Here is a 24,151-nt window from a genome sequence, read left to right on the forward strand (position 1 = left end):
AGGAGGAGACATGCCGGGGGCAGCACGCGTCGGTGACACCACCGCGCACGGGGGCACGGTCGTCGGACCGGGCGTCGCCACCGTGCTCATCGCCGGGATGCCGGCCGCCGTCCTGGGCGACATGCACGCCTGCGTCATCCCGCCGCCGTCGCACATCCCCGCCAGTCCCTTCGTCGCCGGCTCCGCGACGGTCCTCGTCCAGGGCCGACCGGCCCTGCGCGCCGGTGACGCCTGCGGCTGCGGCGCGTCGGTCGTCGTGGGCAGCCCGACGGTGGTGATCGGATGAGCACCACGGGCTATCCGCAGGTCGGACGCGGCTGGGCGTTCCCGCCGCGCTGGGAGCGCGCGGACGTCGACGGCACCGGCGGCACAGGCGGCACCGGCACCACCGGGTCCGTCGACGTCGTGACGAACGACGGCGCTGAGCACGTCGGCGAGGCGCTCGTCCTGCTCCTGCGCACCATGATCGGCAGCCGCGTCATGCGACCCGAGCTCGGCGCAGGGGTCGACCGCTATGTCTTCGAGCCCCGCACCTCGGAGGCCTGCCACCGGCTCGCCGACGACGTGCGCCGCGCTCTCGTGCTCGGCGAGCCGCGGGTCATCGTCGACGCCGTCGAGGCGGTCCCGGCGGGCGAGGCCGACGACCGGGTCGACGTCACCATCGAGTTCCGCATCGACCGGCACCGGCGACCGACGAGTCTCGTCGTGCCCTTCTACCTCGCGGGTGCCTCATGACCGCGGGAGGGCGCACCCCGGAGCAGGTCGTCGCCGCGATGGCCGCCGCCGCACGGCTGACGCCCTACGACGCCGACGAGACCTGGGCCGACGTGCTCTTCGCGGCGGACCCGGACGGCGCGACGGCGCCCTCGCCGGCCGGAGCGCCCGACCGGGAGCTGCTCGCCGCGGTCGCCGCCGAGTACGCCGCCCTCGACGCGCACCTCGCCACCCTTCCGGAGCGGACCCGGCGGACGTGGCTCGAGGACGTCCTCGGCATCGGTCGCCTGCCCGCCCTGCCCGACCGCGTCGTCGCCCACGCGACCGTCGACCCCAAGGCGGCACCCGCCGTGCTGCCGCCGGGCACGCCCCTCCGCGGCGGCAAGGACGCCTTCGGCAACGAGCGCCGCTACGTCACCCTCGACGCCCTGACGGCGCACGGCGCAGCCCTGACCGGCGTGCGGTCCTTCGCGCCCGGAGATCCCGGCCGTGCCCACGGGGTCGCGGCCGCGGCGCCCGACTTCCCGCTGCGTCCGTCGGCAGGTCCGGAGGCCACGCACTCCCTCCGGATCCACTCACCGGCCCTCGCCTTCGACGGAGGCGACCTCACGGCGCAGGTCGCCTTCACGGGTGCGGCCGGCACGGACGGCCTGTCCGTCCTCGTGTGGCGCTGGTCGCGGGCCGACGGCACGACGAGCGGGACGACCGGCGGCACCGTCTCCGGGTCGACCGTCACGGTCACGCTGACCGGTGGCTGCGGTGCGCCCGACGGCGAGACCCCGTGGATCGAGGGCGTCGTCGCGACCGGAGCGGCGGTGCCCGTGGGCTTCTCGTTCACCGGGGCCACCGTCCGCGTGACGAACCGGACGGCATACGTCCCCGAGGCGGCCTTCTACAACGACGGCGCGGTCGACGTCACCAAGGAGTTCCAGCCGTTCGGTGCCGTCGCGAAGCGCGGCGACGCCTTCTACGTCCGGTCGGACGAGGCGTTCGGCAAGGCGCTCGCGACGGTCGAGGTCGCGGTCTCGGTCATGCAGGAGGGCGGCGCGCCCCTCTCGTCGTCGGCCGGCGGCACGGGCATCCCCGTCTGGCTCGCCGACACCCTCAAGACGCAGCTGATGAGCATCAAGACCACCCTCGGGTCGCAGTATGCCGCGGTCGAGACGCAGTGGACGTCCATCTACGGCGCCGTCTCGACGACGACGACGCCGTCGGTCGTGTGGCAGCGCCGCGAGGACGGGGCCTGGAAACCGGTCGGGACGGCATCGTCGAGCTTCGGCACGCTCTCGGCCACGGTGAGCGGGTCCGCCGTCGCCTCCGAGACCTTCGCGGTCGCGGGTCAGCCGGGCCACTACCTCCGGGCCTTCCTCGCCCAGGGCGACTTCGGCTGGACCGACTACCAGGCCAAGGTCGCCGACTTCGCGACGCGTGCCGTCGCGGGGACGACTCCCAAGCCGACGATGCCGCCCGTGCCGGTGCCACCCATCGCGTCCGCCGTGACGGTGCGCTACACGACGAACCCCGTCGAGGCCACGCTCGTCGAGTCGAGCAGCGGGTGGCGCCGACAGAGCCGGGCCGGAGGGGCGGCCGGACGCTTCACCCCGTTCCGGCTCGTCGTGTCCGACCTCGGGGCCACGGGCATGGTCGCCATCGGTCTCGAGCTGCCCGACGCCGCCCTCGGGTCGAGCGTCTCGCTCTACCTCGACGTCGACTCCGCGTCGCCGTGCGGCAGCTCCGACACGGTCGCCGCCTCGTGGCAGTTCTGGGACGGCACGAGGTGGTCGCCGCTCGCCGTCGCCGACGGCTCGCGGCAGCTCCGCGAAGCCGGTCTGCTCCGCTTCGTCGCCCCGCGCACCTGGGCCGTCGGGTGCGTCGACGTCTCGGCCGACACCGGCCGCTGGGTGCGGATCGAGACCGACCAGCCGGGACGCCTCGGCGTGCTCCTCGCCGTGGTCGTCGACGCCGTCGTGGCAGAGTTCGTCTCCCGGGCAGCGGATCCCGGGCTCGACCCCAGCTCGGCCCAGGCCGTGCCCGTCGGCACGATCAAGGGCACCCTCGCGCCCGTCACCGGCGTCAAGAAGGTCACCAACCTCGCGTCGGTGCGTGGCCGGGCGCCGGAGACGGATGCCGCCTACCTCGCGCGTGCCTCGGCACGGGTGCGCCACCGCGACCGTGCCCTGACCCCGTGGGACCTCGAGCAGCACGTCGCGCTCGCCCTCCCCGAGGTCGCCGCCGTGCTGTGCCTGCCGCACACCGGCAGCGACGGGCTGCGGGCCCCCGGTCACGTCGGCCTCGTCGTCGTGCCGGACCGTCCGCTCGACGTCGCACCCCGGCCGTCCGTGAGCCTCGCGGGCCGCGTCGTCGACCTCGTGCAGCCTCGGGCGCCGATCGGTGCCACCCTCCACGTGCTCTGTCCGGACTACCGGCCCGTCACCGTCGTCGCGTCGATCCGGCTCCGCCCTGGCGTCGCCGCGCTGACGGGCACCCAGGCGATCAGCGCAGCCCTCGAGCGGGTGCTCCACCCGACGGGCACCGTCCCCGTCCGCTGGGGTCGGGACCTCTACGCCTCGACCCTCATCGCCTTCCTCGAGCGCCAGCCCGACGTCGACGTCGTCCTCGACTTCGCCCTGCACGACGGGTCGGGCGGCACCGTGGAGGTCGTCACCGTCGACCCGTGCCGCGGGCTCTACTGCTCGTCCGGCGACCACCGCCTCTCGTGCGAGGAGCAGCTGTGAGTCCACGACCGGCCACCGGGCCGTCCACCGAGGAGGCCACGCCGATCACGCGGTTCGTGCCCGTTGACCCCGACGCGGACTGGGAGACGGTGCGGGCCCGCATGGTCGACCACCTCACCGCGACGGCGACACCGGCGTGGACCGACCACAACGCCGCCGACCCCGGCATCACCCTGCTCGAGGTCCTCGCCTACGGCCTCGCCGACCTGCACTTCCGGGCCGCCGAGCGGCACCTCGACGACTGGCCGCTCGAGGTGCGCGCCTGGGACGCCGACGCGGGTCGGCACTGGGACACGACGCTCCCCGCCGGCCGGTGGGACCCAGAGACCGACCCGTCCGACCCTGCCCTCGCCGCCGGGGACCTCGCACCGGTGTCGGCCCTCGCCGCCGCCCTCGCCGCACCGGCGACGTCCGCGACGGTGCTCGAGCCCCTCGTCCGCGCCTGCCGGTCACGCGCCGACGCGGTCGCCCTGCTGTCGGCCGAGCCGTGGGCGAGCGCCTTCCGGCCCGCGGACCGCCCGGCGATGGTCGCGCTCATGCGCAGCCGGCTCGTGCGCCAGGTCGCGCAGGAGCAGGCCGGCGTCGTCGCCTCCGCCGTGTCCGCCGCCTACGCCGACGCGGTCGCGGCAGCGCCACGGCGCAGCGACCCCGACGCGCCGCTCGACGTCCCGGCCATCGACGCCGCGGCCGCTGCCGAGCTCGCCTGGTCGCTGCCGCTCTGGGACGAGGAGGTCGTCGCCCTCGTGCGCCGAGAGCGGCGGCGACGCTCGCGCGAGGTGCTCACCGACCACCTCGACGGCGTGCGCGCGACGACCGCCGACACCCTCGCGGCCACCCGCGCCACCCTGGCGCTCGCGGGGCTCGACGCCGAAGAGGTGACGTATGCCGTCGCGGCCGCCCCGCAGGCCGCCGGCCTGCTCCCCGAGGACCTCGAGGACGAGCAGGGACGCTCCCTCGTGTGGCCACCGCACCCGGTGCAGGCGCTGACGTGCGAGCCCGTGACGGCCGACGACTACGCCCGCCGCGCCCGGGCCCACCCGGACGTCGTGCGCGCGTGGACCGTCCGGGGCCGGCTGCGCGGGATCGCGTGGAACGGGCTGCCCACCGACGCCATCCCGTCCGTCGCCGTCGACGAGCACGCCTCCGCCCTGACCCTCGTCGTCGAGAGCCGCACCGAGCCCACCACACCCGCACGCCGGGCCGCCTTCCTGCGCGACGTCCTCACGACGGCCATCGGGCCCGAGGCCGGTGCGCCGTTCCCCGACTGGCGCGACGACGTCGACGACCTCGAGCCGCGACGCGTCGTCTGCGACGAGGTCGGCGCGAGCCTGCTCGAGCGCTCACCCGTCCTCGTCCAGGCGACCCTCGTCACCGAGGTCGGCGCCAACCGCGAGGCCGTCGTCGACGACGCGCGGGCCCGCATCACCGCCTTCTTCGAGCGCGGGCGGCCCGAGACGTTCGCCCCCAGCCCGGCGCCGGTCGTCGACGGGCCCTGGCCTCGTCATGACCAGCCCACCCTCGGCTGGGTGCCGGGGGAGTCGGTGCGCTTCACCGAGGTCGTCGAGGCCATCGTCGGCAACCCGCTCGTCCGCGGCGTCGAGGACCTCGCGATGAAGGTCGACGGGGACCCCGACTTCCTCCCTGCGAGCCACGGCTACCTCCCGATCCCGCGCAACGCGGTGCCCCGGCTCGCGGACGCCCGCTGCATCCGGGTGCGCTTCTCGCTGACGAGCCGGTGCGGCGATGCGTAGCCCCGGACCGGTGGGCTCGGCCACCACTCCCACGCGCGGACCCGACCACACCCGCCTCGCGTCGCAGCTGCCCGCCGTCTACCAGGAGGACGAGGTCTCGTTCGCCCAGGTCGACGCCTACCTCGGCCTCGCCGACGAGCTGAGCCACGCGGTCGTCGAGCACCTCGAGGACCTGCTCACGGCCCTCGGGCCCGACGCGACGCTGCGCTGGCCCGCCGACCTGCCCCTCGACGCGGGTGCGGACGCGCTCCTCGCACACCACCTCGACACCTACGACGAGGTCGCGCGGTGGGCGAGCGTGACGTTCCCGACGAGCTGGCCCGGCACCGAGCGTGGCCTCCAGCAGCGCCGCGAGCTCCTCGCCCGCTGCACCCGGCTCTGGCGCCGCCGCGGAACGCCACGCGGCTTCCTCAGCTGGTTCTGCCTGTGGTTCGACCTGCCCGCCGCCGGCCGGCCCTACCTGCTCGAGCACTTCAAGGCACCGGGCGCCGGCCTCACCGCCGAGGCCTACACCGCTACCCTCTTCGTCCCGACGAGCGTCCCCGTGCCGAGCACCGGTGACCCGTCGACGGCGAAGGGCTTCGTCGACTGGGAGCGGCGCGAGGAGGCCGTCGACTTCGTCCGGCGCTACGCCCCCGCGCACGTCGACCTACGCGTCTGCTTCACCGACCCGGCGGTCTTCACCGACCTCGCGGTGCTCGCGTCCCCGCCGACGCTCCCGCCCACGCCCACGGCGGACGAGGTGACGGCATACGCCCTCGCCGTCCAGCAGCAGCAGGCCGACCTCAACGCGCTCCTGTGCTCCGTCGTGTCGGTCGTGAGCCACGCGAGCGGCATCCACCTCTACGAGTGCATCGACGCCGGTCGAGGCGTCGACCGCCTCGGCGTCGGCCTCCTGCCGACCGATTCGACGACGTGAGTCCCGAAGGGAAACCAGCGATGGCAGACAACCAGTACCCCGTCTTCGTGGACGGCCAGACCCTCACCGAGGCCGAGCTCAACGACCTCAGGGACTTCCTCCACCAGCGCGACCGCCTCGTCGGGCGCCTCGTCGGCTTCGGCGTCAACGCCGGCCTCGGCGGCACCGTGTCGACGCCGACGACCCTCACGGTCGGGCCCGGGCTCGCGATCGACCAGCGCGGTGAGCCGCTGATCCTCGCGGCGGAACAGACGCTGGCCCTGCCGCCCGTCGCCGAGTCGGTGACCTACGACTTCGTCGACGCGGCACCCGGCGGCTTCAGCGTCGTCCTCGAGGCGACCGACACCGTCGAGCCCAGCCCTGACTGCGGCGAGTCGGGCTGCGCGGGGCACGCCGAGCTGCACACCCGCGGTGTCGCCGTTCGGGTCGTCGCCGGCCGCGTCACCGGCACCCGGATGGACTTCGCGGCCGAGCCCCTCCTCACCGTCGAGCCGATCCGCCTCGCCCTCGACTCCTCGCCGATCAACTCCTACCCGACGCTGCGCAACGCCATCGCCGCCCGGCTGACCAACGGCACCCAGCCCCTCGTCGACCCCACCCTCATCGCGAAGCTGCAGGCCACGTCGATCGCGAGCACGGACACGGCGGGCGTCAGGGGCTACAAGTGCGGCTGGCTCAACATGGTGCTCTTCGCGACCCTCGACCTGCTGCGCGTCCGCGCCCTGCTGGCCCTCACGTGGGACCGCGACACGACGCGCCCCGGGGTCGTGCTCGGCTGGCTCCACCAGGTGTCGAGCACGTGGGTCTTCGACTGCGCCTACCGGCACGCGTGGGAGCCGCCGCGCGGCTTCACCGAGGCCTTCCTCGGGGGCTCGTGCACCGACCCTGCCGGCGCCTTCCGCGACGAGGTCGAGGCGCTCCTGGCCGGCTTCGCCCCACCCGACCCGGCGCCCGTCGGCGACCCCAAGCCGCCCGTCGCCTGCCCCGTCGGATCCATCCGCGTCGGCGACAAGTGCATCAAGATCGTCTTCCCGCCCAAGGAGATCCCGGACAAATGGCGGCACACGTGGATCTTCGACCCGCGCGAACCGGTGTGGAACCCGCCCATCAAGACGTGGGAGCGCCCCGACGTCGTCTACGAACGGCAGCCCGTCGACGTCCTCGGCGAGCAGGAGTTCCCGCTCACCGACTTCCTCGGTCACGACGCGAACGACGTCAAGACGGTGCTCGGCGGCTTCATCGCAGGGCAGGGTGCCATCGCCGACGTCCGGGTCATGTCGGCCGGGGACGTCATGACCCTCGACGGTTATGCGCCGGCCGGCGGCTTCGCGGCCTCGGACTCCGTCGTGCTCGGCACCGACGCGAACGGCGTCGTCGTCTCGACGGGGCGCGTCCCGACGGTGCAGAACGTGCGGACCGCGGGGTCGGCGCTGCCGGCGGCCGTGGGTGCGGCGACCGAGGCGATGGCGGCGGCCACCGAGCTGCGTGGCCTGTCGACCGGCTTCGAGACCCACCTCGGGCAGCTCGACCAGACGGTCGCCGGGCTCGGTGGCACCCTGACGCTGCTCCAGACCGACTTCACGTCGTTCCGCGGCAGCTTCGACGCGGTGACGATCACGAACCGCCTCGGTGAGCTCGAGTCCGGCATCAAGCGCATCGACACGGTCCAGAACCGGATCGACGTCCTCGAGGGCAAGGTCGAGGTCATCTCGAAGTTCGGCGACGGCATCAAGCTCGACCCCAAGGTCGGTGGCGGCGGCGTCATCGCCGTCGACCCCAACATCGGCACGCACATCGGGGGTGGGGTCGTCAGCGGCCCCGGGGGCGGTGGCGTCATCAGCGGCCCGGGCGTCGGCGGGATCGGTGGCATCGGTGGGATCGGTGGGATCGTCAAGCCGTCGGGCCAGGTCGACCGCGAGCTCGCCCAGGGCGTGGCCGACTTCGCACGGACGACCGTCGACGCGCTGCGGTCGCTGCCCAACCCGCGCAACCGCAGCTTCAGCCGGTATGCCGCAGCGGCCGACCGCGCCCACGCCGCCCTCGCGCAGGCGGTGGCACCCCCGGACACGCTGGAGGAGGCCGTAGAGTCGGTCGAGCCCGCGGCCCTGACGGCGGCGACGCTCGAGGTGCTCGGCACGCTCCGCACGCTCGTCAAGGCATCGGGTGTGTCCAAGGACGTGGGTCGGCAGCTCGACGCGCAGCTGCGTGACCTCGGGGGCCTGGTGCCGTGACCGACGTGGCCGTCGACGTGCTGCGCCTGCGCGGGCCGGGCGCGCGACGACTCGCGCGCGTCGCGGCCACGGCGCTCCCTGCGGCCCTCGACCGGGCCCTCGCCGACATCGGCGACGTCCGGCTCGACCACGTGCTCGTGACGCTCGACCTGTCCGTCGACGACTACGACGACGAGACGCTGGCGCTGCTGTGGGCCGACGCGATCCGCGCGCAGGTGCTCGCCGACGGGGGCGGTGCTGGCGTGACGGCCGTGGCCCGTGGCTTCGCCGACGCGTCGCCGCCTGCGCGCCCCTGGCGCTCGCCGGTCGACGTCGCCACGGGAGCCCGGCTCTGGGCGGGTGCGGCCGGCCCGCGGCCCGCCGAGCTCCCGGGCGCCGTGCTGGCCCTCGCGGACCCGCAGGTCGCGACCAACGTCCGAGCCGAGCTGGACGTCGCCGAGTGGCTCGCGGTCGTTGACATGGTCGCGAGAGCCATTGCGCCGCAAGGGCTTCCAGCGAGAGGCTCCGTGCCGAAAGAGCCCTGGACACGGTCCGTGTCGGGGCCGACGGAGCGACCCGTCGCGCCGGGGGCGGACGCTGGCACGGCCGACGTCGCCTCGGGGCAGCAGGGCGCGGCTCGCGCGGACGCGTCGCCCGCTCCTCACGACGAGACCCAGGTGCTCGCCCGCCTCGCGGCCGTCGCCCAGGTCGCGCCGGAGAGCGGTGCCCCCGTCGTCGTCGCCGACCTCACCCGGGCGGCCGGTCTCGTCCTGCTCTACCCGTGGCTCGCCGACCACTGCCGTCGCGCCGAGGCGCTGCACCCCCGGCTCGACCCGGTCGACGTCCGCGAGGCGGCACTCGCCGCCGTCGTCGACCCCGACGACCCGTCGCTCGTCGACGACCCGCTCGTCCGACTCCTCGCCGGCCGCCCACCGGCAGCCGACGTCGAGTCCCGAGCACGTATGCCGCTCAGCGGAGCCCGCGAGGTCGCCGAGTCCGCGAGCGGCGTGCTCGCCGGCTTCGCGGGGCTGCTCCCGGGCTTCGAGCGGTCGAGCGAGGCCTTCGTGCGGGCGTCCTGGGTCGTGCGCGCCGGACTGCTCGACACCGACCGCGACCCCGTGCTGCTCACCGCCGCCTCGCACCCGCTCGACGTGCTGCTGCCGCGCCTGCCCTATCCGGTCGGCCTGCTCAAGCTGCCGTGGTCCCCGCCCGTCACCGTGAGGTTCCGGTGAGAGCCGGACCGGAGCCGCTGTCGGGGACCTCCCGCACCGCGGGCGGGCCGCCGGAGGTCGACGAGCTGCGCGCGGCCTTCGAGATGCTCGACGCGCTCGTGGCCGTGCGCATCGAGGAGCGCCGGGGTGGACCCGCGGGCCGACCGCTCGGCATCGAGGGCGACGGCGAGGGACTGCCGTCGATCGAGCGCTTCGCCGGGGTCGGGCCCCTCGCCGAGCTCGTCACGCTCACCGGGCTGTCCGCGGCCGAGGCGGTCGTCCTCGTCGCCGCGGTCGCGCCGCACGCCGACGAGCGCTTCGCCGTGCGCTACGGCGCCCTGACGGACCGACCGTCCGTCGTCGGCCTGACCGGTGAGGTGGCCCGCACCCTCGTGGCCCGGTCGTTCCGCGGCCGCCTCGACGCCACCGTCCTGCTGTCGTCGCAGGGGCGCTTGCGCGCCCAGGGCCTGCTGTCCCTCGACCCGCCCGGCGACCTGTCCGGGGTGCTGCGCCCCGACCCGTCCCTCGTCGCCTGGCTGCTGGGGCTGCCCGAGGAGGCGCCCGTCGCGTCCTCGGACTTCCCGGCCCGCCCGCTGACGACCGTCCACACCCTCGCCGACGTCGTGCTCCCCGCAGCCGCCAGGGGCCGGATCGACGACCTCGCGGGCCGGATCACCCAGCGCGACACCGTCGTCGACGACTGGGGCTTCGGCGCCCACCACGACAACGCGAGCGGCCTCATCGCCCTCTTCCACGGCCCGCCGGGCACCGGGAAGACGATGACGGCCGCGGCACTGGCAGCGTCAGCCGGCCTCCCGGCATACCTCGTCGACCTCTCGGCGCTCGTGTCGAAGTACATCGGCGAGACGGAGAAGGCCCTCGCGAAGGTCTTCGAGCGGGCGGCACGCGAGCGCTGCGTCCTCGTCTTCGACGAGGCGGACGCGGTCTTCGGGGCACGCACGGAGGTCGGCGACGCGCACGACCGCTACGCCAACCAGGAGGTGTCCTACCTGCTGTCGCGGGTCGAGCAGCACCCCGGCATCGTCGTGCTCACCTCGAACCTGCTCGCCAACATCGACACCGCCTTCCAGCGGCGCATCCACGTCATGGTCGAGTTCCCCGAGCCGGGACCGGGCGAGCGCGAACGACTCTGGGCCGCAGTGGCGCCCGCGTCGCTGCCGATGGACACGTCGATCGACCTGCGCGACCTCGCGCGCCGCTACCCGCTGACGGGGGCGCAGATCCGGGACGCGACGCTCGACGCGGCCTACCGCGCCGCGTCGAACGGCCGGGTCGTGACGACCGACCACCTCCTCGACGGCATCCGTCGCCAGTTCGAGAAGGCGGGGCGGACGGTGCCGCCGTGAGCACGCCGGTCACGACCCGGGCGGGACCGGGGCCCGGCGCGGACGCCGAGCGTGCGTCCAAGGGGTCGACGCGGTCGCCGCGGGACGCCGTCGCGCCGCGGTCGCCGGTCGGCGAGGACGCGCCGGTGCTCGGGAGCGTGCCACACCCGGTGGGCGACGCAGCCGTGGTCGCGCTCGACCCGGCCACGACCGCAGGTGGCCTCTCGGCCGTGCAGGCGGAGTGGGGTGTCGACGGCGGTGCCGTGGTGCTGAGTGGACGGGCCCCCTTCACCGAGCTGACGGGTCGGGCCGGCTTCCGGTCCGACGGGTCGCTCGACGGGACCGTCGAGATGCGCGCGCGGGTCGGCCTGCTCGGGCTGCACCTCGGCGAGGCGACCTGGCGCGTCGAGGGCTGGAGCCCCGAGCAGGCCCTGTCGGCGCCCGCTGTCACGCTGCGGGGCACGACGCTCGGCGTCGACCTACGTGCGCTGCCGGCCGAGGCGGGCTGGTCCGCGCCGGAGGGCGTCGACGCACCCCGCGCCGGGGACCGGGCGACGATCCACCTGCCTGGCGACGTGGTGCCGCCGGGGCTGCCGCTGACGCCGCGGGTGGCCGAGGTCTACCGGGGGCTGCTCGGCGTCGACGTGAGCGGCATCCGCGTCCACCCGGACGCCCCCGTCGCCGGCGCACCCGCCTTTGTCACGGACGAGGACCTCTTCCTCGCGCCCGGCGTCTACGGCGTCGACAGCCCCGAGATGCTCGCCGTGCTCGACGCAGCGGTGCGCGCCGTGCTGGGCGGCCTCTTCGGCGCCGTCACGGGCGAGCCGGCACCGCTCGTGCCGCCCGCCCCCCCGACCCCGGCCGCGCCGCCCGCCGACACGACCGTCGTCCCGGCCACCGTGCCGGAGGGAGCAGCGTCGAACGCGGTCGCGGAGGGCGCAGCCGCGCGCACGGGAGAGGCGACGAGGGAGGCGTCGACGGCGGGCGCGGGCGAGACCCCCGAGCAGGCCACGGCAGCCGTGGCCGGGCCCGGCGCGGAGGGCGCCGGGACCGGGACCGCGGCGGACGGCATACCCGGTGGTGCCGACGGGAGTGCGGCGGAGGGCGAGGCCGCCCCGCCGGTCGAGCTGATCATGCCCGAGCCGCCGGCGACGCTCACACCTGCTGCGGCGGCCCGGGGCGGCTCGGTCACCGGGGGAGCGCGCAGCGCAGCCGGAGCGGCGCGCGACCTACCGACGGCCGACGCCAACGTCGCCGACTCCCGCGGGGCCGTGACCGAGCCGGCCGCGGAGACGGCGGCCCGCGCCCGTGAGGAGCTCGCCGCAGAGCTCGGTGAACGGCCCGCTCCGAGCCCCGAGATCGTCGCCCTGTGCGAGCGCATCCGGACGGCGATCCGGGAGAACCGGCCCGAGGACGAGGACGAGCTCCTCGAGACCGACCCGACGCACGAGGCCCAGGCGGCCGGCGCCACGATCACGGGGTCGGTCGAGACGCAGACCGCGGAGGTCGGCAGCAGCTACGACGCCATGGGCTCTCCGCCCGCCGGGACCCCGGCCCTGACCCCGACCCCGATCGCCGCGCCCTCGCCGACGTCACCGGGGATGGGCGTCGACGCGGCCGGAGCGGCTCCCGACCCGATCCCGCCGGAGAACACCTCGCTCGACGCCGACGTCGCGGCCACCGACCAGCGGATCGCCGACTCCGGCATCGACACCCGGGTGACGCAGGAGATCCCGGACGGACCGTTCGCGGAGGCCAGGGCCGCGCGCGGCGAGCTGGGTGAGGCCGCGGCGCGGACGCCGCAGCAGATCCAGGCCGAGCAGCAGCAGGCCATCGACACGGCCCAGGGCGACATGGCGGCGCTGCAGCAGCAGGCCGTCGCGGCGATGCGCGCCTCGCGGTCCGGCACCGTCGGCGCCGTCGGCGGCGCCCAGGGCGGCATGGTCACGTCCGAGGAGCAGACCCGCGAGTCGGTCTCCACGCGGGCCCAGGGCATCTACGACCAGGCGCAGACGCAGGTCAACGCCCTGCTCGAGCCACTGAGCCGCACCGCGATCGCCCGCTGGGACGCCGGCCTCGCGCGGCTCTCGCAGGACTTCCACGACACCCTCGACCGGGTCAAGCGCTGGATCGACGACCGGCACTCCGGGGTCGGCGGCGCGATCCTCGCCGTCGGCGACTACATCGGCGGGCTGCCTGACTGGGTGACGGACGAGTACAACCGCGCCGAGCGTGAGTTCGGCGACGGCGTCTGCACCCTGCTCACCGACATCTCGAGCGACGTCAACGGCGTCGTCGCCGCGGCGCAGGCCGTCATCAACCACGCGCGCGACGACATCGACACGGCGTTCCGGGCCATGGAGGAGGAGTTCCCGGAGTGGGCGGCGCAGGAGCGGGCGCGGTTCGCCGGGATGCTCGACGGCCTGAGCCAGCGCGTCACCGACGCCCAGACGAGCTTCGTGCGCGACGTGTCGCAGCGGGCCGTCCAGGCCGTCAACGAGGTGCACGCCGAGGCACAGGCACGCCGGGACGAGGCCGGCGGGCTCATCGGCCGGGTCGTCGCCGCCATCGAGGAGTTCATCGACGACCCGGTGCGGGCCATCATCAACGGCCTGCTCCGTCTCGTCGGCATCCCGCCGGCAGCCTTCTGGGCGTTGATCGCCCGCATCGAGCAGGTCATCTCGGACATCGCCGACGACCCCGAGAACTTCATCAACAACCTCGTCGCCGGGGTCAAGCAGGGCTTCGAGCAGTTCTTCGACCACTTCGGCACCCACGTGCTGCACGGCTTCTGGGACTGGCTCTTCTCCGGGCTCGAGACGCCGATCCCGATGCCTCGCGACTTCTCGGCGCGCTCGCTCTTCTCCTTCGCGCTCCAGCTCATGGGCGTCACGTGGCCGCGCGTGCGCGAGATCCTCGTGCGGCACATCGGGCCGACGGCCGTCGAGGTCATCGAGGCGGCGTGGCAGCTCGTCTCGGTCCTCATCGAGCGCGGACCCGAGGGGCTCGTCGAGCTCGTCAAGGAGCAGCTGACCCCCGAGAACATCGTCAACCTGATCCTCGAGGCGGCGGTGCAGTACCTCGTGGAGACGCTCATCCAGCAGGTCGTCGTCCGCGTCATCGGGATGCTCAACCCGGTGGGCGCCATCGCCCAGGCCATCGACCTCATCTACCAGGTGTGCTCGTGGATCTTCCGCAACGCGGCCCGGATCTTCCGGTTCGTCGAGGCCATCGTCAACGGCATGGCCGACGTCATCGCCGGCAACATCGGCGGCCTCGCGGCGGCCGTCGAGCGCTCGCTCGCCTCCCTCATCCCGCCCGTCATCGACTTCCTCGCCGGCCTCTGCCACCTCGGCGGGCTGCCCGGCGAGATCGCCGACGTCATCACCCGCATGCAGGCGGTCGTCTATGCCGCCATGGACCGGGTCATCGGCTTCCTCGCCGAGCGGGGTCGGGCGCTGCTGGCGCGCATGGGGATCGGTGGCGACCCCGAGGAGGCCGGCCACAACGACGACTCCGAGCTCGGCACGACGGTGCGCTTCAGCGCCGCCCACGAGGCCCACCGCACGTGGATCGACCGCTCCGGGAACGATGCCACCCTCATGGTCGCCTCCACCCCGACGGCCATCCGCGACAAGGCGGCCGAGTGGCGGGGGCAGCTGTCCGCCATCGAGAACGCCGAGGACCGCTCGGCGGCCGAGGCCAAGCTGACCGAGCTCGACGGGCTGCTCACGTCGATGGACGCCGACGCGGACGCGCTCGCCCAGACCTTCGAGGCGGCCAACCGCGACCCGCGCGACGACCAGGAGCCGCCGTCTGACAACTCGCTCGAGTCCCGGCAGCGCGGTCTCGCCTCGGTCCTGCGCGAGTGCTTCGAGCTCTTCGAGGAGAAGGACCCCGACGAGTACCTCCGCGACATCGCCTCGCACCTCCAGGGACACGGGTCCGAGTACGCCGCGACGGTCGCCTCGCAGTGGGAGCCCACCATCGGTCGGGCCAAGGTCGCGCCGGACGGCACGACGCCGATCTGGGAGCCGAGCGTCGTGTCCACCGACGGTGCGCGCAGCTACCTCGGCCAGGGCTCGACGCACCGGCAGCTGCTGCCGTGGTTCCTCGTCGGCAGCCAGCGCAACCCGCGGTCGGCCTCGTCGGGCACGTTCAAGAACCACGCGTTCGAGACCGACTCGCCCGACCCGGCCCACACGGTGCGCACCGACTTCCTGCGCGTGCTGGGCAGCGACACGGTGACGCGGATGGTCCGGGTCGCGAACCGCACCATCACGACCGAGGACAACTCGGCCCTGCTGCGCCAGATCCAGACGATGACCTACACGGCGTCCGGGGGCCGCTGGGGGTCGTTCGTCGGCCTGCCCGCCGACGTCGTCAACCCGCTCATCAAGACGGCGATCACCCGAGCGGGCGACGTCATCGCCTTCCTGCGGGCCATGGTGTCGCCCGGCAGCTCGAACGGGGTCACGTGGGCCCAGTTCATCGCCGTCTGGAACGCCAGCGCCGAGACGAAGAACTACGTCAAGCGGCTCTTCCGCAACGTCGAGCCGGCGAGCCACGAGTGGATCACGACGGGTTTCATCCCGCGGGTCATCGAGACTGCGGTCGAGACGGCCAACACCGGCAACATCCGCGACGGCCTCCGGTGGGTCGTCGCGCACAACACGCTGCGGTCGCCGACCCGCTACGTGCTGCACCCGCCCGTCGTCACGACCACGCGGGCCCCGCGAGGCGTGCGCGCAGCGGACAGCACGGTGGCTACGGTGCGGATGTCGGGTCACGTCGGCGCCTTCCGCGACCCGGCCGACCCGACCTCGATGACCGGCACGATGGGCACGGAGGAGTTCCATGACTGGCTACGCACCGAGTTCAACGCGCAGAACGGCCTCGGCCCGCTGGCCTACATCCAGCACCTGCAGTCGCAGCTGCCCGGGCGCGTCTGGGACGGCGGCGTCGGGATGATCCCGGAGAGTGCCCTGAACCAGCCCGTCGGCATGCTCTTCCGTCTCGAGAGCGGTGAGGACGCAGCCCTGACCGTGGCCCAGCTCGCCTTCCGGCAGCGTCTCAACTGGCAGCGCATCCAGGCCAGCTTCGCGGCGTCGTCCGCGGCCGTCGCTGCGGAGACCGGCGCATGACGACCGACGTGGACCGGGCCCTGGCCGAGCTCGTCGGAGCCGGCGCCGTCCCCCCCGGCACCCCACCCGGTGAGGTCGTCAACCTCATCGTGTCGCACGCGCGCTCCCTGGCCGGGCTCGAGCACTTCGAGCGCCTCGAGACCCTGTCGCTCATCGCGTGCGACGTCGGTGACTACTCGGTCATGTCGTCGCTGGGCCGGCTGCGCGTGCTCGCCGTCGAGAACAGCGACCTCGCCGACCTCTCACCCCTCGCAGGCCTACCTCTGCAGGTGGTGTCCTTGCGCCGCAACCGGATCCGCGATGCGTCAGCCGTCATCGGCCTGGGCGGCGTGCAGGTGCTCGACCTGACGGGCAACCCCCTCGACGAGCCGAGCCGCACGGCGGCCGCCGGCCTCGACGGGCCGCTCGTGACCCTCGACGACCCCGATCTCGCCGCGGTGAACGTCGAGCTCGCCGACTCCGGCGTGCCCGTCGTCGGCTACCGCGTCGGCGACGCCGTGTGGGCCTGCTCGACCGGACTCGACCTGACCGCCCGCCCCGAGGCGGGTCACGTCGTCACCTCGCTCGACCAGCTCGCTGCGGTGGCACGCGGGGAGCGCAGCCCACGCGACCTGCTGGGGCTCGCGACGGACGACCCGAGGGAGGGCACATGAGCGACGAACCCGACGGGACGGCATACGGCCCCGGGACGCGGTGGGTGGCACGGCAGAGCGGGAGCACGCCCGAGGAGCTGACCTCCTCACCTGCCGCGGCGGTGGCCGCGGTCGGTGAGGCCGTGCGTCAGGTGGCCGCGCTCGCCGCCCGGCTCGAGTCCTCCGACCCCGAGGTCAGGGCGGCAGCGCAGGCGGAGGCCGACGAGCTGCGGCGGCAGGTCGAGACCGAGCCGACGCCCGGGGAGCGGTTCGGCTCACGCGTCGCCCAGGTGCTGCGCGACGCCGCCGAGCGGCTCGACCGTCCGCGGAGCTGAGGCCGGGCCACGAGGACACATCGAGCTGCGCCCCGAAGCTGGTCGCACGCGTGGGCAGCCGGCCGAGGCGGGGTTTGCTGTGTCGTGCGGTCCCGCGGGGGACCAACCGACCAGCGGGCGTATGCCGTCAGGCGAGGTAGTCGTCGACGAGCCGGCTCGCGAGGGCCGTGTAGGTCTGCGGCGTCAGCGCCACGAAGCGGGCCTCGACGTCGGCGGGCAGCCCCAGCCCTCGGACGAACGAACGCAGGTCGTCACCGTCGATGCGACGTCCACGGGTCAGCTCCTTGAGCCGCTCGTAGGGCTCCTCCATGCCCGGGACGCCCTGTGCGCCAAGGGCCCTCATCGCCGACTGGATCGGCTCACCGAGCACCTCCCAGTTGGCCTCGAGGTCGGCGGCCATGCGCTCGGGCACGGCGTCGAGGCCGGCCAGACCACGGGCGACGTTGTCGAGCGCGAGCATCGAGTGGCCGAAGGCCGTGCCGATGTTGCGCTGCATGCTCGAGTCGGTGAGGTCGCGCTGGAGGCGGCTCTGCACGAGCGTGCCGCCGAGCACGTCGAGCAGCGCGTTGCTCACCTCGAGGTTGGCCTCGGCGTTCTCGAAGCGGATCGGGTTGACCTTGTGGGGCATCGTCGACGACCCGACCGTGCCCTGGCCGCGCACCTGAGCGAAGTAGCCCATCGAGATGTAGGTCCACACGTCGGTGCAGAGGTTGTGCAGGATGCGGTTGAAGCGCGCGACGTCGGCGTAGAGCTCGGCCTGCCAGTCGTGGCTCTCGATCTGCGTCGTCAGCGGGTTCCACGTGAGGCCGAGCCCCTCGACGAACGCGCGAGACACGGCGGGCCAGTCGACGTCGGGTAGCGCGAGCGCGTGCGCCCCGAACGTGCCGGTCGCGCCGTTGAACTTGCCGAGGTACTCCTGCCCCTCGATCCGGCGCAGCTGCCGGCCGAGGCGGTGCGCGAGGACGGCGAGCTCCTTGCCCATCGTCGTCGGCGTCGCGGGCTGCCCGTGGGTGTGGGCGAGCAGCGGCACGTCCTTGAGCTCGCGCGCCATCTCGGACACCTGCGCGACGAGCGCCTGCGCCTTGGGCAGCCAGACCTGCTCGACGGCGCCCTTGACCATGAGGGCGTAGGAGAGGTTGTTGACGTCCTCGCTCGTGCAGCCGAAGTGGATCAGCTCGGCGAGTCCCTTGTCCTCGTCGGCCGGGGCGATCGTGGTGAGGCGCTTCTTGAGGAAGTACTCGACGGCCTTGACGTCGTGGACGGTGACGCGCTCGATCTCGCCGAGCTCGGCGACCTCGTCGGTGCCGAAGTCGTCGACGACGGCTCGCAGCGCGGCGATCTCGTCGTCGGTGAGCCGCCGCGCGCCGGGCACGACGCCGTGGGTCGTCTGGTGGACGAGCCACTCGATCTCGACGTGCACGCGCTGCCGGTTGAGCGCCGCCTCGGAGAGGTGGTCGACGAGCGGCGCGACGGCGCCACGGTAGCGACCGTCGAGCGCCCCGAGCGCGATGGGCGGGGTTGCGTCAGCGAGCGAAGCCATGCCGACATCCTCCCAGAGCGCGAGGAGTGGTTCGTATGCCGTCCGGCGCGCTCGGTGGGCGGTCGCGGTCCCGGCTGGGCGGCATACGCCCTCGGTCGGTCGGGACCTCAGTCGGTGGCGGGCTGCTCGGGGAGCTGCATGACGGAGAACGTCTCACCCTGGGGGCCGGCGACGAGCGCCATCCGGCCGTAGGGGGTGTCGAACGGCGGCTGCATGACCGACCCGCCGAGGGCCGTGACCCGGTCGGCGGCCGCGTCCGCGTCGGCGACGGCGAAGTAGGCCATCCAGTGCGACGGCACGTCGGCGGGCGCTGCGGCGGGGATGGCGCCGATGCCGCCGACGGGCTTGTCACCGTCGAGGGTTGCGACGGAGTACTGGAAGCCACCCTCGCCGATCTCCTGCAGGCGGTAGCCGAAGACGTCGGAGTAGAAGGCCTTGCTCGCCTCGTAGCTGCGGCTCATGGACTCGGCCCAGCAGAGAGCGCCGGGCTCGTCGACGAGGTCGGTGCCCGTGTGCTCCTTGGACTGCCAGAGTCCGTAGGCGGCGCCGGCCGGGTCGGCGCCGACGGCGATGCGGCCGATCTGGACGACGTCCATCGGCTCGAGGAAGAAGACGCCACCGGCCGCGCGTGCCCGGTCGGCGGTGACCTCGACGTCGTCGGTCGCGAGGTAGACCGTCCACGCGCTCACCTGTCCGGGGTCGTCCGGGTTCTTGGCCATGGCGCCGGCGACGACGTGGCCGTCCTTGCGGGCCATGACGTAGCCGCCGGCCTCGGGCGGCAGGTCCTCGAAGGTCCAGCCGAAGAGGCTGCCGTAGAAGTCGCGGGCGCGGTCGAGGTCGTCGACCATGACGTCGGCCCAGCAGGGCGTTCCGGGGGCGAAGGGCTCCTCGTGGACGGGCACGTGCGGCTCCAAGTGTGTGTGGTGGGCTCAGTCGAGGTCGGGGACGAGGAGCGAGAACACTTCTCCCTCAGGCCCGCTCAGCACCGCACCGACGCCGTATGGGCCGTCGAAGGGTCCTTGCAGGAGCGTCGCGCCGAGGTCGAGCGCGCGCGCCAGGCCGGGCACGACATTGCGGGTCGCGAAGGACGCGACCCAGTGCGGCGGGATCTCGGCCGGCCACTCGCCGTCGATCTCGGCGAGACCGTAGGCCGGGTTGCCGTCGCCGGTGTGGGCCGTGGCCCAGCGCGGGCCGCCGGGCTCGGTCTCGTCGGTGAACTCGTGGCCGAAGACGCCGAACTGGAAGTTCTGCACCAGCTCGTAGTCGCGGGTCAGCAGCTCATTCCACGTCAGCGAGCCGGGCTCGTCGAGGATGCCGCTGCCGGGGAGGTCGCCCGGCTCCCACACGCCGAAGTAGGACCCGCCGGGGTCGACGGCGATGAGGGTCCGCGACAGGGCGCCGATGGAGACGGGCCGGCCGAGGGTGCGTCCGCCGTAGGCGTGGATGGCGCGCGCGGCGACGTCGATGTCACCGACGCGGAGGTAGGTCGTCCACTGGCTGGGGATCGGCGCCGTCTCGGGCTTGCGGCTGATGCCGGCGACGGGATGGCCGTCGAGCAGAGCCATCGTGTAGCCGCCGGTCGCGGGGTCACCGGCCAGCCACCGCCAGCCGAAGAGCTCGCTGTAGAACGTCTGCGCGCGCGGGACGTCGCTGACGAGCAGGTCGACCCAGCACGGGGAACCATAGGGATAGTCGGGCACGGTCAGACTCAGGTCTCGCATCGGGTCAGGGCTGCTCCGGGTCGTGCTGGGAGTGCGCGTGTCCGGCCAGCCGGCCGTCCAGCTGGTCCCTGACGTGGTGAAGGATGCCATGACAGGCGGCCTCCACCTCCGCGAAACACCGGGCGAAGTGCTCGGCTCCGCCGTACCACGGGTCGCCGGTCTCGAGGGTGCCGGCGGCGACCGCCTCGGGGTCGAACTCGCGCACGAGCCGGATCTTGCCCCGGTTGTCCGGCGTGCGGGCGAGCCGCCGCAGGGTGCGCACGTGTCCCTCGTCGGAGGCGAGGACGAGGGCGAGGTCGTCGAACTCGTCGGGGTCGAACACGCGGGCGCGGTGACGCGACCCGTCGTAGCCGTGCTCGGCGAGGACCTCGATGGTCCGTGGGTCGGCCTGCTCGCCGACGTGCCAGTCGCCGGTGCCGCTCGAGCTGACCCGGACGTGCGCGGCGAGGCCGGCGTCGTCCACGAGGCGCTGGAGGATGACGTGCCCCATGGGTGACCTGCAGATGTTGCCGCTGCACACGAAGGTGACGTGGAGTGGGCGAGACGACATGGTGCCCATTGAACACCGCGGATCGCGCCGCGAGGCCCGAAGCGCAGTGCCACCTCGTCACGGGGTCGCCGAGCGGTCGGGCGGCGTCGCTCCGGCCGGTACGGAGGTTGGCCGTGGGGTCGGTGGGGCTGTCGGTGGCCGGTGGGACGGTGTGGCCATGACGACGACCGAGCACCCGTCCGCCGTGGGGGCCAGTGCCCCCGAGGCCCTCGAGGCCCGTTTCGCCGCCTGCGTCGCCGCGGGTGACCTCGACGGCATCGTGGCGTTGTATGCCGCCGACGCCGTCGTGAGCCTTCCGCGCGGTCGCGAGGCGGCGGGCTCGGCCGCCATCCGCTCGGCGTTCGCTGCCGCATTGGCAGCGGGCGTCCTGGGTTCGGTCGGGGGGTCGGGGTCGGTGGCGTCGGGGGCAGTGGTGTCGGGGGCAGCGGTGTCGGCCCGTGCCGTCGTCACCGGTGGCCTCGCCATGACGACGTCGACGACGGCCGACGGCACGGTGCGCACCCAAGTGGCCCGGCGCACCGCCGACGGCCGGTGGGTGTGGGTCCGCGACGGCTCGCGCCTGCGCGAGGTCGAGGCCTGCCTGCCCGCCCCGACGGGCCACCTGGCGGTGGCGTAGTTTCGCTCTGTGACCGACGCACCTCCAGGCCCTGAGGCACCTGCCCCGGCCGCTCGTCGGTCGCACTTCATCGACCTGACGCCGCTGCGGGTCAGCCCGCCCTTCGCCCGGCTCTGGTTCGGCAACACGCTCGCCGGCATCGGCACGTTCGTCACCAACACCGCCGTCGGCCTGCACATCTACGACCTGACGCGCTCGACCTTCATGGTCTCGCTCGTCGCGTGGTTCTCCCTCCTGCCCATGATCGTCGCCGGGCTCTACGGCGGCGCCATCGCCGACCGTTTCGATCGGCGTGCGGTGGCCCTGTCTGCGTCCACGGTCGCGTGGGCCTCGACCGTGGTCCTCGCCTCCCTGGTGTGGGCGGGCATCACCCCGGTCTGGGTCTTCTACGTCATCACCACCGTCAACGCCGTCGCCGCGACCATCGCCTCGGCCACCCGCCAGGCGATCACGCCGCGCCTGCTGCCCAAGGAGCAGCTGCCCAAGGCGGCGGCGCTCCTCGGCATCTCGGCGGGGATCATGGTGACGGTGGGGCCGGGAGTCGCCGGCGTCCTCGTCGCGCGGGCCGGCTACGCCTGGACCTACACCGTCGACGTCGTCCTCTTCTTCGCCGGCTTCTTCGGCCTCTGGACGCTGCCGCGCATCCGGCCGGAGGGGGAGCGGCCGACGACCGGCGGCTTCCGCTCGGTCGTCGACGGGCTCGCGCACCTGCGCCGCGCCCCCAACGTCCGGATGAGCTTCATCGTCGACATCATCGCGATGACGTTCGGCCAGCCGATGGTGCTCTTCCCCGCCGTCGGCGCGATCGTCATCGGCGGCGGGTCGGTCACGGCCGGCATCCTGCTCGCGTCGTTCGCCGTCGGCGGGATCGTCTCGAGCCTCGGGTCGGGGCGCGTCACCGGCCTGCGCTGGCAGGGCCTCGCCATCCGCAACGCGATCGTCTCCTACGGCCTCGCCATCCTCGGCTTCGGCATCGTCCTCGCGGTCACCGAGCTCGGCGGGCACGCGGTCGAGTCGATGGACTTCGGTGACGCCAACCGGTGGGCGCTCGCGCTCGCGGCTCTGTGCCTCGCCGTGGCCGGTGGGTCCGACAACATCAGCGCGATCTTCCGGCAGTCGATCCTCCAGGCGGCCGTGCCCGACCACCTGCGCGGCCGCACCCAGGGCGTCTTCACCGTCGTCGTGACGGGCGGACCCCGGCTGGGTCAGATGTTCGCCGGCACGCTCGCGACCCTGACGGCGACGTGGGTGCCGTCCGTCGTCGGCGGCGTCCTCGTCGTCGTCCTCGTCATCGTCTCCGTCGCGCGCGTCCCGTCCTTCCGCCACTACGACGCCTTCGACCCCCAGCCCTGACCCACCCCACCCCACCTCACGTCGAGTGAGCGCCCGCCCACACGACTGTGACCACCCGCTCACTCGAGTGGCCTTGTCGTCACACCAATCCGGGACACCCCATCGTCGAGTGGCCCAGTCGTCACACGCACCGGCGCGGCGCGGGTGTGACGACGGGGCCACTCGAGTGGTGGGTGCTGTGCTCAGTGACCACTCGAGTGGTTCGTGTGACGACGGGGCCACTCGAGTGGTGGGTGGTGTGCGGGAGTGACCACTCGAGTGGTCTGTGTGACTACGCGGCCACTCGAGTGGTGGAGGGTGCCGTATGCGCGTCGAGTGGTCGTTTCGGTGTGGGGTACGGGGACCGGGCCCGCGTCAGGCGTCGGGGTAGCCGGTGGGGTTGGCGCTCTGCCAGCGCCACTGGTCGACGCACATGTCCTCGATGGTGCGCTCCGCGCGCCAGCCGAGCTCGGCGTTCGCCCGCGACGGGTCGGCGAACGACTCGGGCAGGTCACCGGCGCGGCGGCCGACCACCTCGTAGGGCAGCTCGCGACCGACGGCCTGCTCGAAAGCGTGCAGCACCTCGAGGACGCTCGTGCCGTGCCCGGTGCCGAGGTTCCACGTGGACACCGGCTCGTCGACCTGACCGAGCTTGGCCAGCGCGGCGAGGTGGCCCGCGGCGAGGTCCTCGACGTGGATGTAGTCGCGCAGCGGCGTGCCGTCGGGAGTCGGGTAGTCGTCTCCGAAGACGAGCAGCTTCTCGCGCCGCCCGACCGCGACCTGCGCGATGAACGGCATGAGGTTGTTGGGGATGCCCTGGGGGTCCTCGCCGATGGTGCCGCTCGCGTGGGCGCCGACGGGGTTGAAGTAGCGCAGCAGCGCGATCCGCAGCGAGGGGTCGGCGGCCGCGACGTCGCGCAGGATCTGCTCGATCATGACCTTGGTCCACCCGTACGGGTTGGTCGCCGCTGTCGACATCTCCTCGGTGAGCGGCGGGCTGTTGTGGCCGTAGACCGTGGCCGAGCTGCTGAAGACGAGCTTGGTCACGCCGTGGCGGCGCATCGCGCGCACGAGCGAGAAGGTCGAGACGAGGTTGTTCTCGTAGTACTCGAGCGGCAGCTCGACGCTCTCGCCGACGGCCTTGAGCCCGGCGAAGTGGATGACCGCGTCGATCTTCTCGGTGGCGAAGAGGTGCTCGGTCTTGTCGTGGTCGCGCAGGTCGAAGGACCGCACGTCGAGGTGCGTGCCGGTCAGCGCCTCGAGACGGTTGACGACCGTCGGCTTGCTGTTGCCGAAGTTGTCGACGATGAGCACCTCGTGCCCCGCCGCGACCAGCTGGACCACCGTGTGCGAGCCGATGTAGCCGGCTCCGCCGCTGACGAGTACGCGCATGGC

18 protein-coding genes are annotated in these 24,151 nt (G+C 73.6%); 13 read left to right on the forward strand and 5 right to left on the reverse strand.

Going from position 1 to position 24,151, the window contains the following annotated elements; genetic code table 11:
- Positions 1 to 10: 10 nt before the first annotated feature.
- The 11 genes from ACSSS0_RS13055 to ACSSS0_RS13105 are packed head-to-tail and all read left to right on the forward strand — an operon-like array spanning position 11 to position 16,997.
- Complete coding sequence (locus tag ACSSS0_RS13055) at positions 11 to 286, forward strand: PAAR domain-containing protein (RefSeq protein WP_256794385.1); 276 nt, start codon at positions 11 to 13, stop codon at positions 284 to 286.
- Entirely contained in the window at positions 283 to 735 is a 453-nt protein-coding gene (locus tag ACSSS0_RS13060; protein WP_487228314.1) for a GPW/gp25 family protein, read from the forward strand. The genes ACSSS0_RS13055 and ACSSS0_RS13060 overlap by 4 nt, the downstream gene beginning before the upstream one ends.
- On the forward strand, positions 732 to 3,449 hold the full coding sequence (locus ACSSS0_RS13065) for a hypothetical protein (RefSeq protein WP_487228315.1): 2,718 nt from the start codon (positions 732 to 734) through the stop codon (positions 3,447 to 3,449). The genes ACSSS0_RS13060 and ACSSS0_RS13065 overlap by 4 nt, the downstream gene beginning before the upstream one ends.
- The gene (locus ACSSS0_RS13070) at positions 3,446 to 5,200 is read left to right on the forward strand and encodes a hypothetical protein (RefSeq protein WP_487228316.1); all 1,755 of its coding nucleotides are present in this window, start codon (positions 3,446 to 3,448) and stop codon (positions 5,198 to 5,200) included. Before ACSSS0_RS13065 ends, ACSSS0_RS13070 begins: the two co-directional genes overlap by 4 nt.
- Positions 5,201 to 5,210: 10 nt before the next feature.
- Complete coding sequence (locus tag ACSSS0_RS13075; RefSeq protein WP_487228317.1) at positions 5,211 to 6,119, forward strand: hypothetical protein; 909 nt, start codon at positions 5,211 to 5,213, stop codon at positions 6,117 to 6,119.
- A 20-nt stretch (positions 6,120 to 6,139) separates the two neighbouring features.
- Positions 6,140 to 8,350 carry a hypothetical protein gene (locus tag ACSSS0_RS13080; protein WP_487228318.1) on the forward strand — a complete coding sequence of 737 codons (2,211 nt, stop codon included), beginning with the start codon at positions 6,140 to 6,142 and terminating at the stop codon, positions 8,348 to 8,350.
- Complete coding sequence (locus ACSSS0_RS13085) at positions 8,347 to 9,561, forward strand: contractile injection system tape measure protein (protein WP_487228319.1); 1,215 nt, start codon at positions 8,347 to 8,349, stop codon at positions 9,559 to 9,561. Before ACSSS0_RS13080 ends, ACSSS0_RS13085 begins: the two co-directional genes overlap by 4 nt.
- Positions 9,558 to 10,907, forward strand: coding sequence for an ATP-binding protein (locus tag ACSSS0_RS13090; RefSeq protein WP_487228320.1), 1,350 nt, complete (start codon positions 9,558 to 9,560; stop codon positions 10,905 to 10,907). Before ACSSS0_RS13085 ends, ACSSS0_RS13090 begins: the two co-directional genes overlap by 4 nt.
- Positions 10,904 to 16,030 carry a hypothetical protein gene (locus ACSSS0_RS13095; protein WP_487228321.1) on the forward strand — a complete coding sequence of 1,709 codons (5,127 nt, stop codon included), beginning with the start codon at positions 10,904 to 10,906 and terminating at the stop codon, positions 16,028 to 16,030. The genes ACSSS0_RS13090 and ACSSS0_RS13095 overlap by 4 nt, the downstream gene beginning before the upstream one ends.
- Complete coding sequence (locus ACSSS0_RS13100) at positions 16,027 to 16,683, forward strand: hypothetical protein (RefSeq protein WP_487228322.1); 657 nt, start codon at positions 16,027 to 16,029, stop codon at positions 16,681 to 16,683. Before ACSSS0_RS13095 ends, ACSSS0_RS13100 begins: the two co-directional genes overlap by 4 nt.
- Positions 16,680 to 16,997: a hypothetical protein gene (locus ACSSS0_RS13105; protein ID WP_487228323.1), complete on the forward strand. Its 318-nt coding sequence runs from the start codon at positions 16,680 to 16,682 to the stop codon at positions 16,995 to 16,997. The genes ACSSS0_RS13100 and ACSSS0_RS13105 overlap by 4 nt, the downstream gene beginning before the upstream one ends.
- Positions 16,998 to 17,124: 127 nt before the next feature.
- Here ACSSS0_RS13105 and purB read toward each other — a convergent pair whose 3' ends face one another.
- The 4 genes from purB to ACSSS0_RS13125 form a co-directional block, all read right to left on the reverse strand.
- A complete protein-coding gene (gene purB, locus ACSSS0_RS13110) occupies positions 17,125 to 18,537 on the reverse strand; it encodes an adenylosuccinate lyase (protein ID WP_487228324.1) in 1,413 nt (470 codons plus the stop codon).
- A 107-nt stretch (positions 18,538 to 18,644) separates the two neighbouring features.
- Positions 18,645 to 19,439, reverse strand: coding sequence for a VOC family protein (locus ACSSS0_RS13115; RefSeq protein ID WP_487228325.1), 795 nt, complete (start codon positions 19,437 to 19,439; stop codon positions 18,645 to 18,647).
- 27 nt (positions 19,440 to 19,466) lie between these two features.
- Positions 19,467 to 20,258, reverse strand: a complete 792-nt coding sequence (locus ACSSS0_RS13120) for a VOC family protein (RefSeq protein ID WP_487228326.1) — start codon at positions 20,256 to 20,258, stop codon at positions 19,467 to 19,469.
- Between the two features lie 4 nt (positions 20,259 to 20,262).
- Positions 20,263 to 20,808 carry a low molecular weight protein-tyrosine-phosphatase gene (locus ACSSS0_RS13125; protein ID WP_487228327.1) on the reverse strand — a complete coding sequence of 182 codons (546 nt, stop codon included), beginning with the start codon at positions 20,806 to 20,808 and terminating at the stop codon, positions 20,263 to 20,265.
- Between the two features lie 157 nt (positions 20,809 to 20,965).
- On the opposite strand from ACSSS0_RS13125, the gene ACSSS0_RS13130 reads away from it, so the two are divergent.
- Together ACSSS0_RS13130 and ACSSS0_RS13135 are read left to right on the forward strand one after the other, a co-directional pair.
- On the forward strand, positions 20,966 to 21,424 hold the full coding sequence (locus ACSSS0_RS13130; protein ID WP_487228328.1) for a nuclear transport factor 2 family protein: 459 nt from the start codon (positions 20,966 to 20,968) through the stop codon (positions 21,422 to 21,424).
- 9 nt (positions 21,425 to 21,433) lie between these two features.
- Positions 21,434 to 22,777, forward strand: a complete 1,344-nt coding sequence (locus ACSSS0_RS13135) for an MFS transporter (protein WP_487228329.1) — start codon at positions 21,434 to 21,436, stop codon at positions 22,775 to 22,777.
- 354 nt (positions 22,778 to 23,131) lie between these two features.
- On the opposite strand, the gene galE is transcribed toward ACSSS0_RS13135, so the two are convergent.
- A complete protein-coding gene (galE, locus tag ACSSS0_RS13140; protein WP_487228330.1) occupies positions 23,132 to 24,148 on the reverse strand; it encodes a UDP-glucose 4-epimerase GalE in 1,017 nt (338 codons plus the stop codon).
- Positions 24,149 to 24,151: the final 3 nt, after the last annotated feature.

This window comes from Terrabacter sp. R4-6, assembly GCF_057529065.1.

What these genes read in the sequence shown, in the direction of transcription:
- ACSSS0_RS13120 (WP_487228326.1), bottom strand. Translation starts at nt 20,258, where the DNA reads ATGCGAGACCTGAGTCTGACCGTGCCCGACTATCCCTATGGTTCCCCG.
- ACSSS0_RS13060 (WP_487228314.1), top strand. Translation starts at nt 283, where the DNA reads ATGAGCACCACGGGCTATCCGCAGGTCGGACGCGGCTGGGCGTTCCCG.
- ACSSS0_RS13055 (WP_256794385.1), top strand. Translation starts at nt 11, where the DNA reads ATGCCGGGGGCAGCACGCGTCGGTGACACCACCGCGCACGGGGGCACG.
- galE (WP_487228330.1), bottom strand. Translation starts at nt 24,148, where the DNA reads ATGCGCGTACTCGTCAGCGGCGGAGCCGGCTACATCGGCTCGCACACG.
- ACSSS0_RS13125 (WP_487228327.1), bottom strand. Translation starts at nt 20,808, where the DNA reads ATGTCGTCTCGCCCACTCCACGTCACCTTCGTGTGCAGCGGCAACATC.
- ACSSS0_RS13130 (WP_487228328.1), top strand. Translation starts at nt 20,966, where the DNA reads ATGACGACGACCGAGCACCCGTCCGCCGTGGGGGCCAGTGCCCCCGAG.
- ACSSS0_RS13100 (WP_487228322.1), top strand. Translation starts at nt 16,027, where the DNA reads ATGACGACCGACGTGGACCGGGCCCTGGCCGAGCTCGTCGGAGCCGGC.
- ACSSS0_RS13065 (WP_487228315.1), top strand. Translation starts at nt 732, where the DNA reads ATGACCGCGGGAGGGCGCACCCCGGAGCAGGTCGTCGCCGCGATGGCC.
- purB (WP_487228324.1), bottom strand. Translation starts at nt 18,537, where the DNA reads ATGGCTTCGCTCGCTGACGCAACCCCGCCCATCGCGCTCGGGGCGCTC.
- ACSSS0_RS13080 (WP_487228318.1), top strand. Translation starts at nt 6,140, where the DNA reads ATGGCAGACAACCAGTACCCCGTCTTCGTGGACGGCCAGACCCTCACC.
- ACSSS0_RS13105 (WP_487228323.1), top strand. Translation starts at nt 16,680, where the DNA reads ATGAGCGACGAACCCGACGGGACGGCATACGGCCCCGGGACGCGGTGG.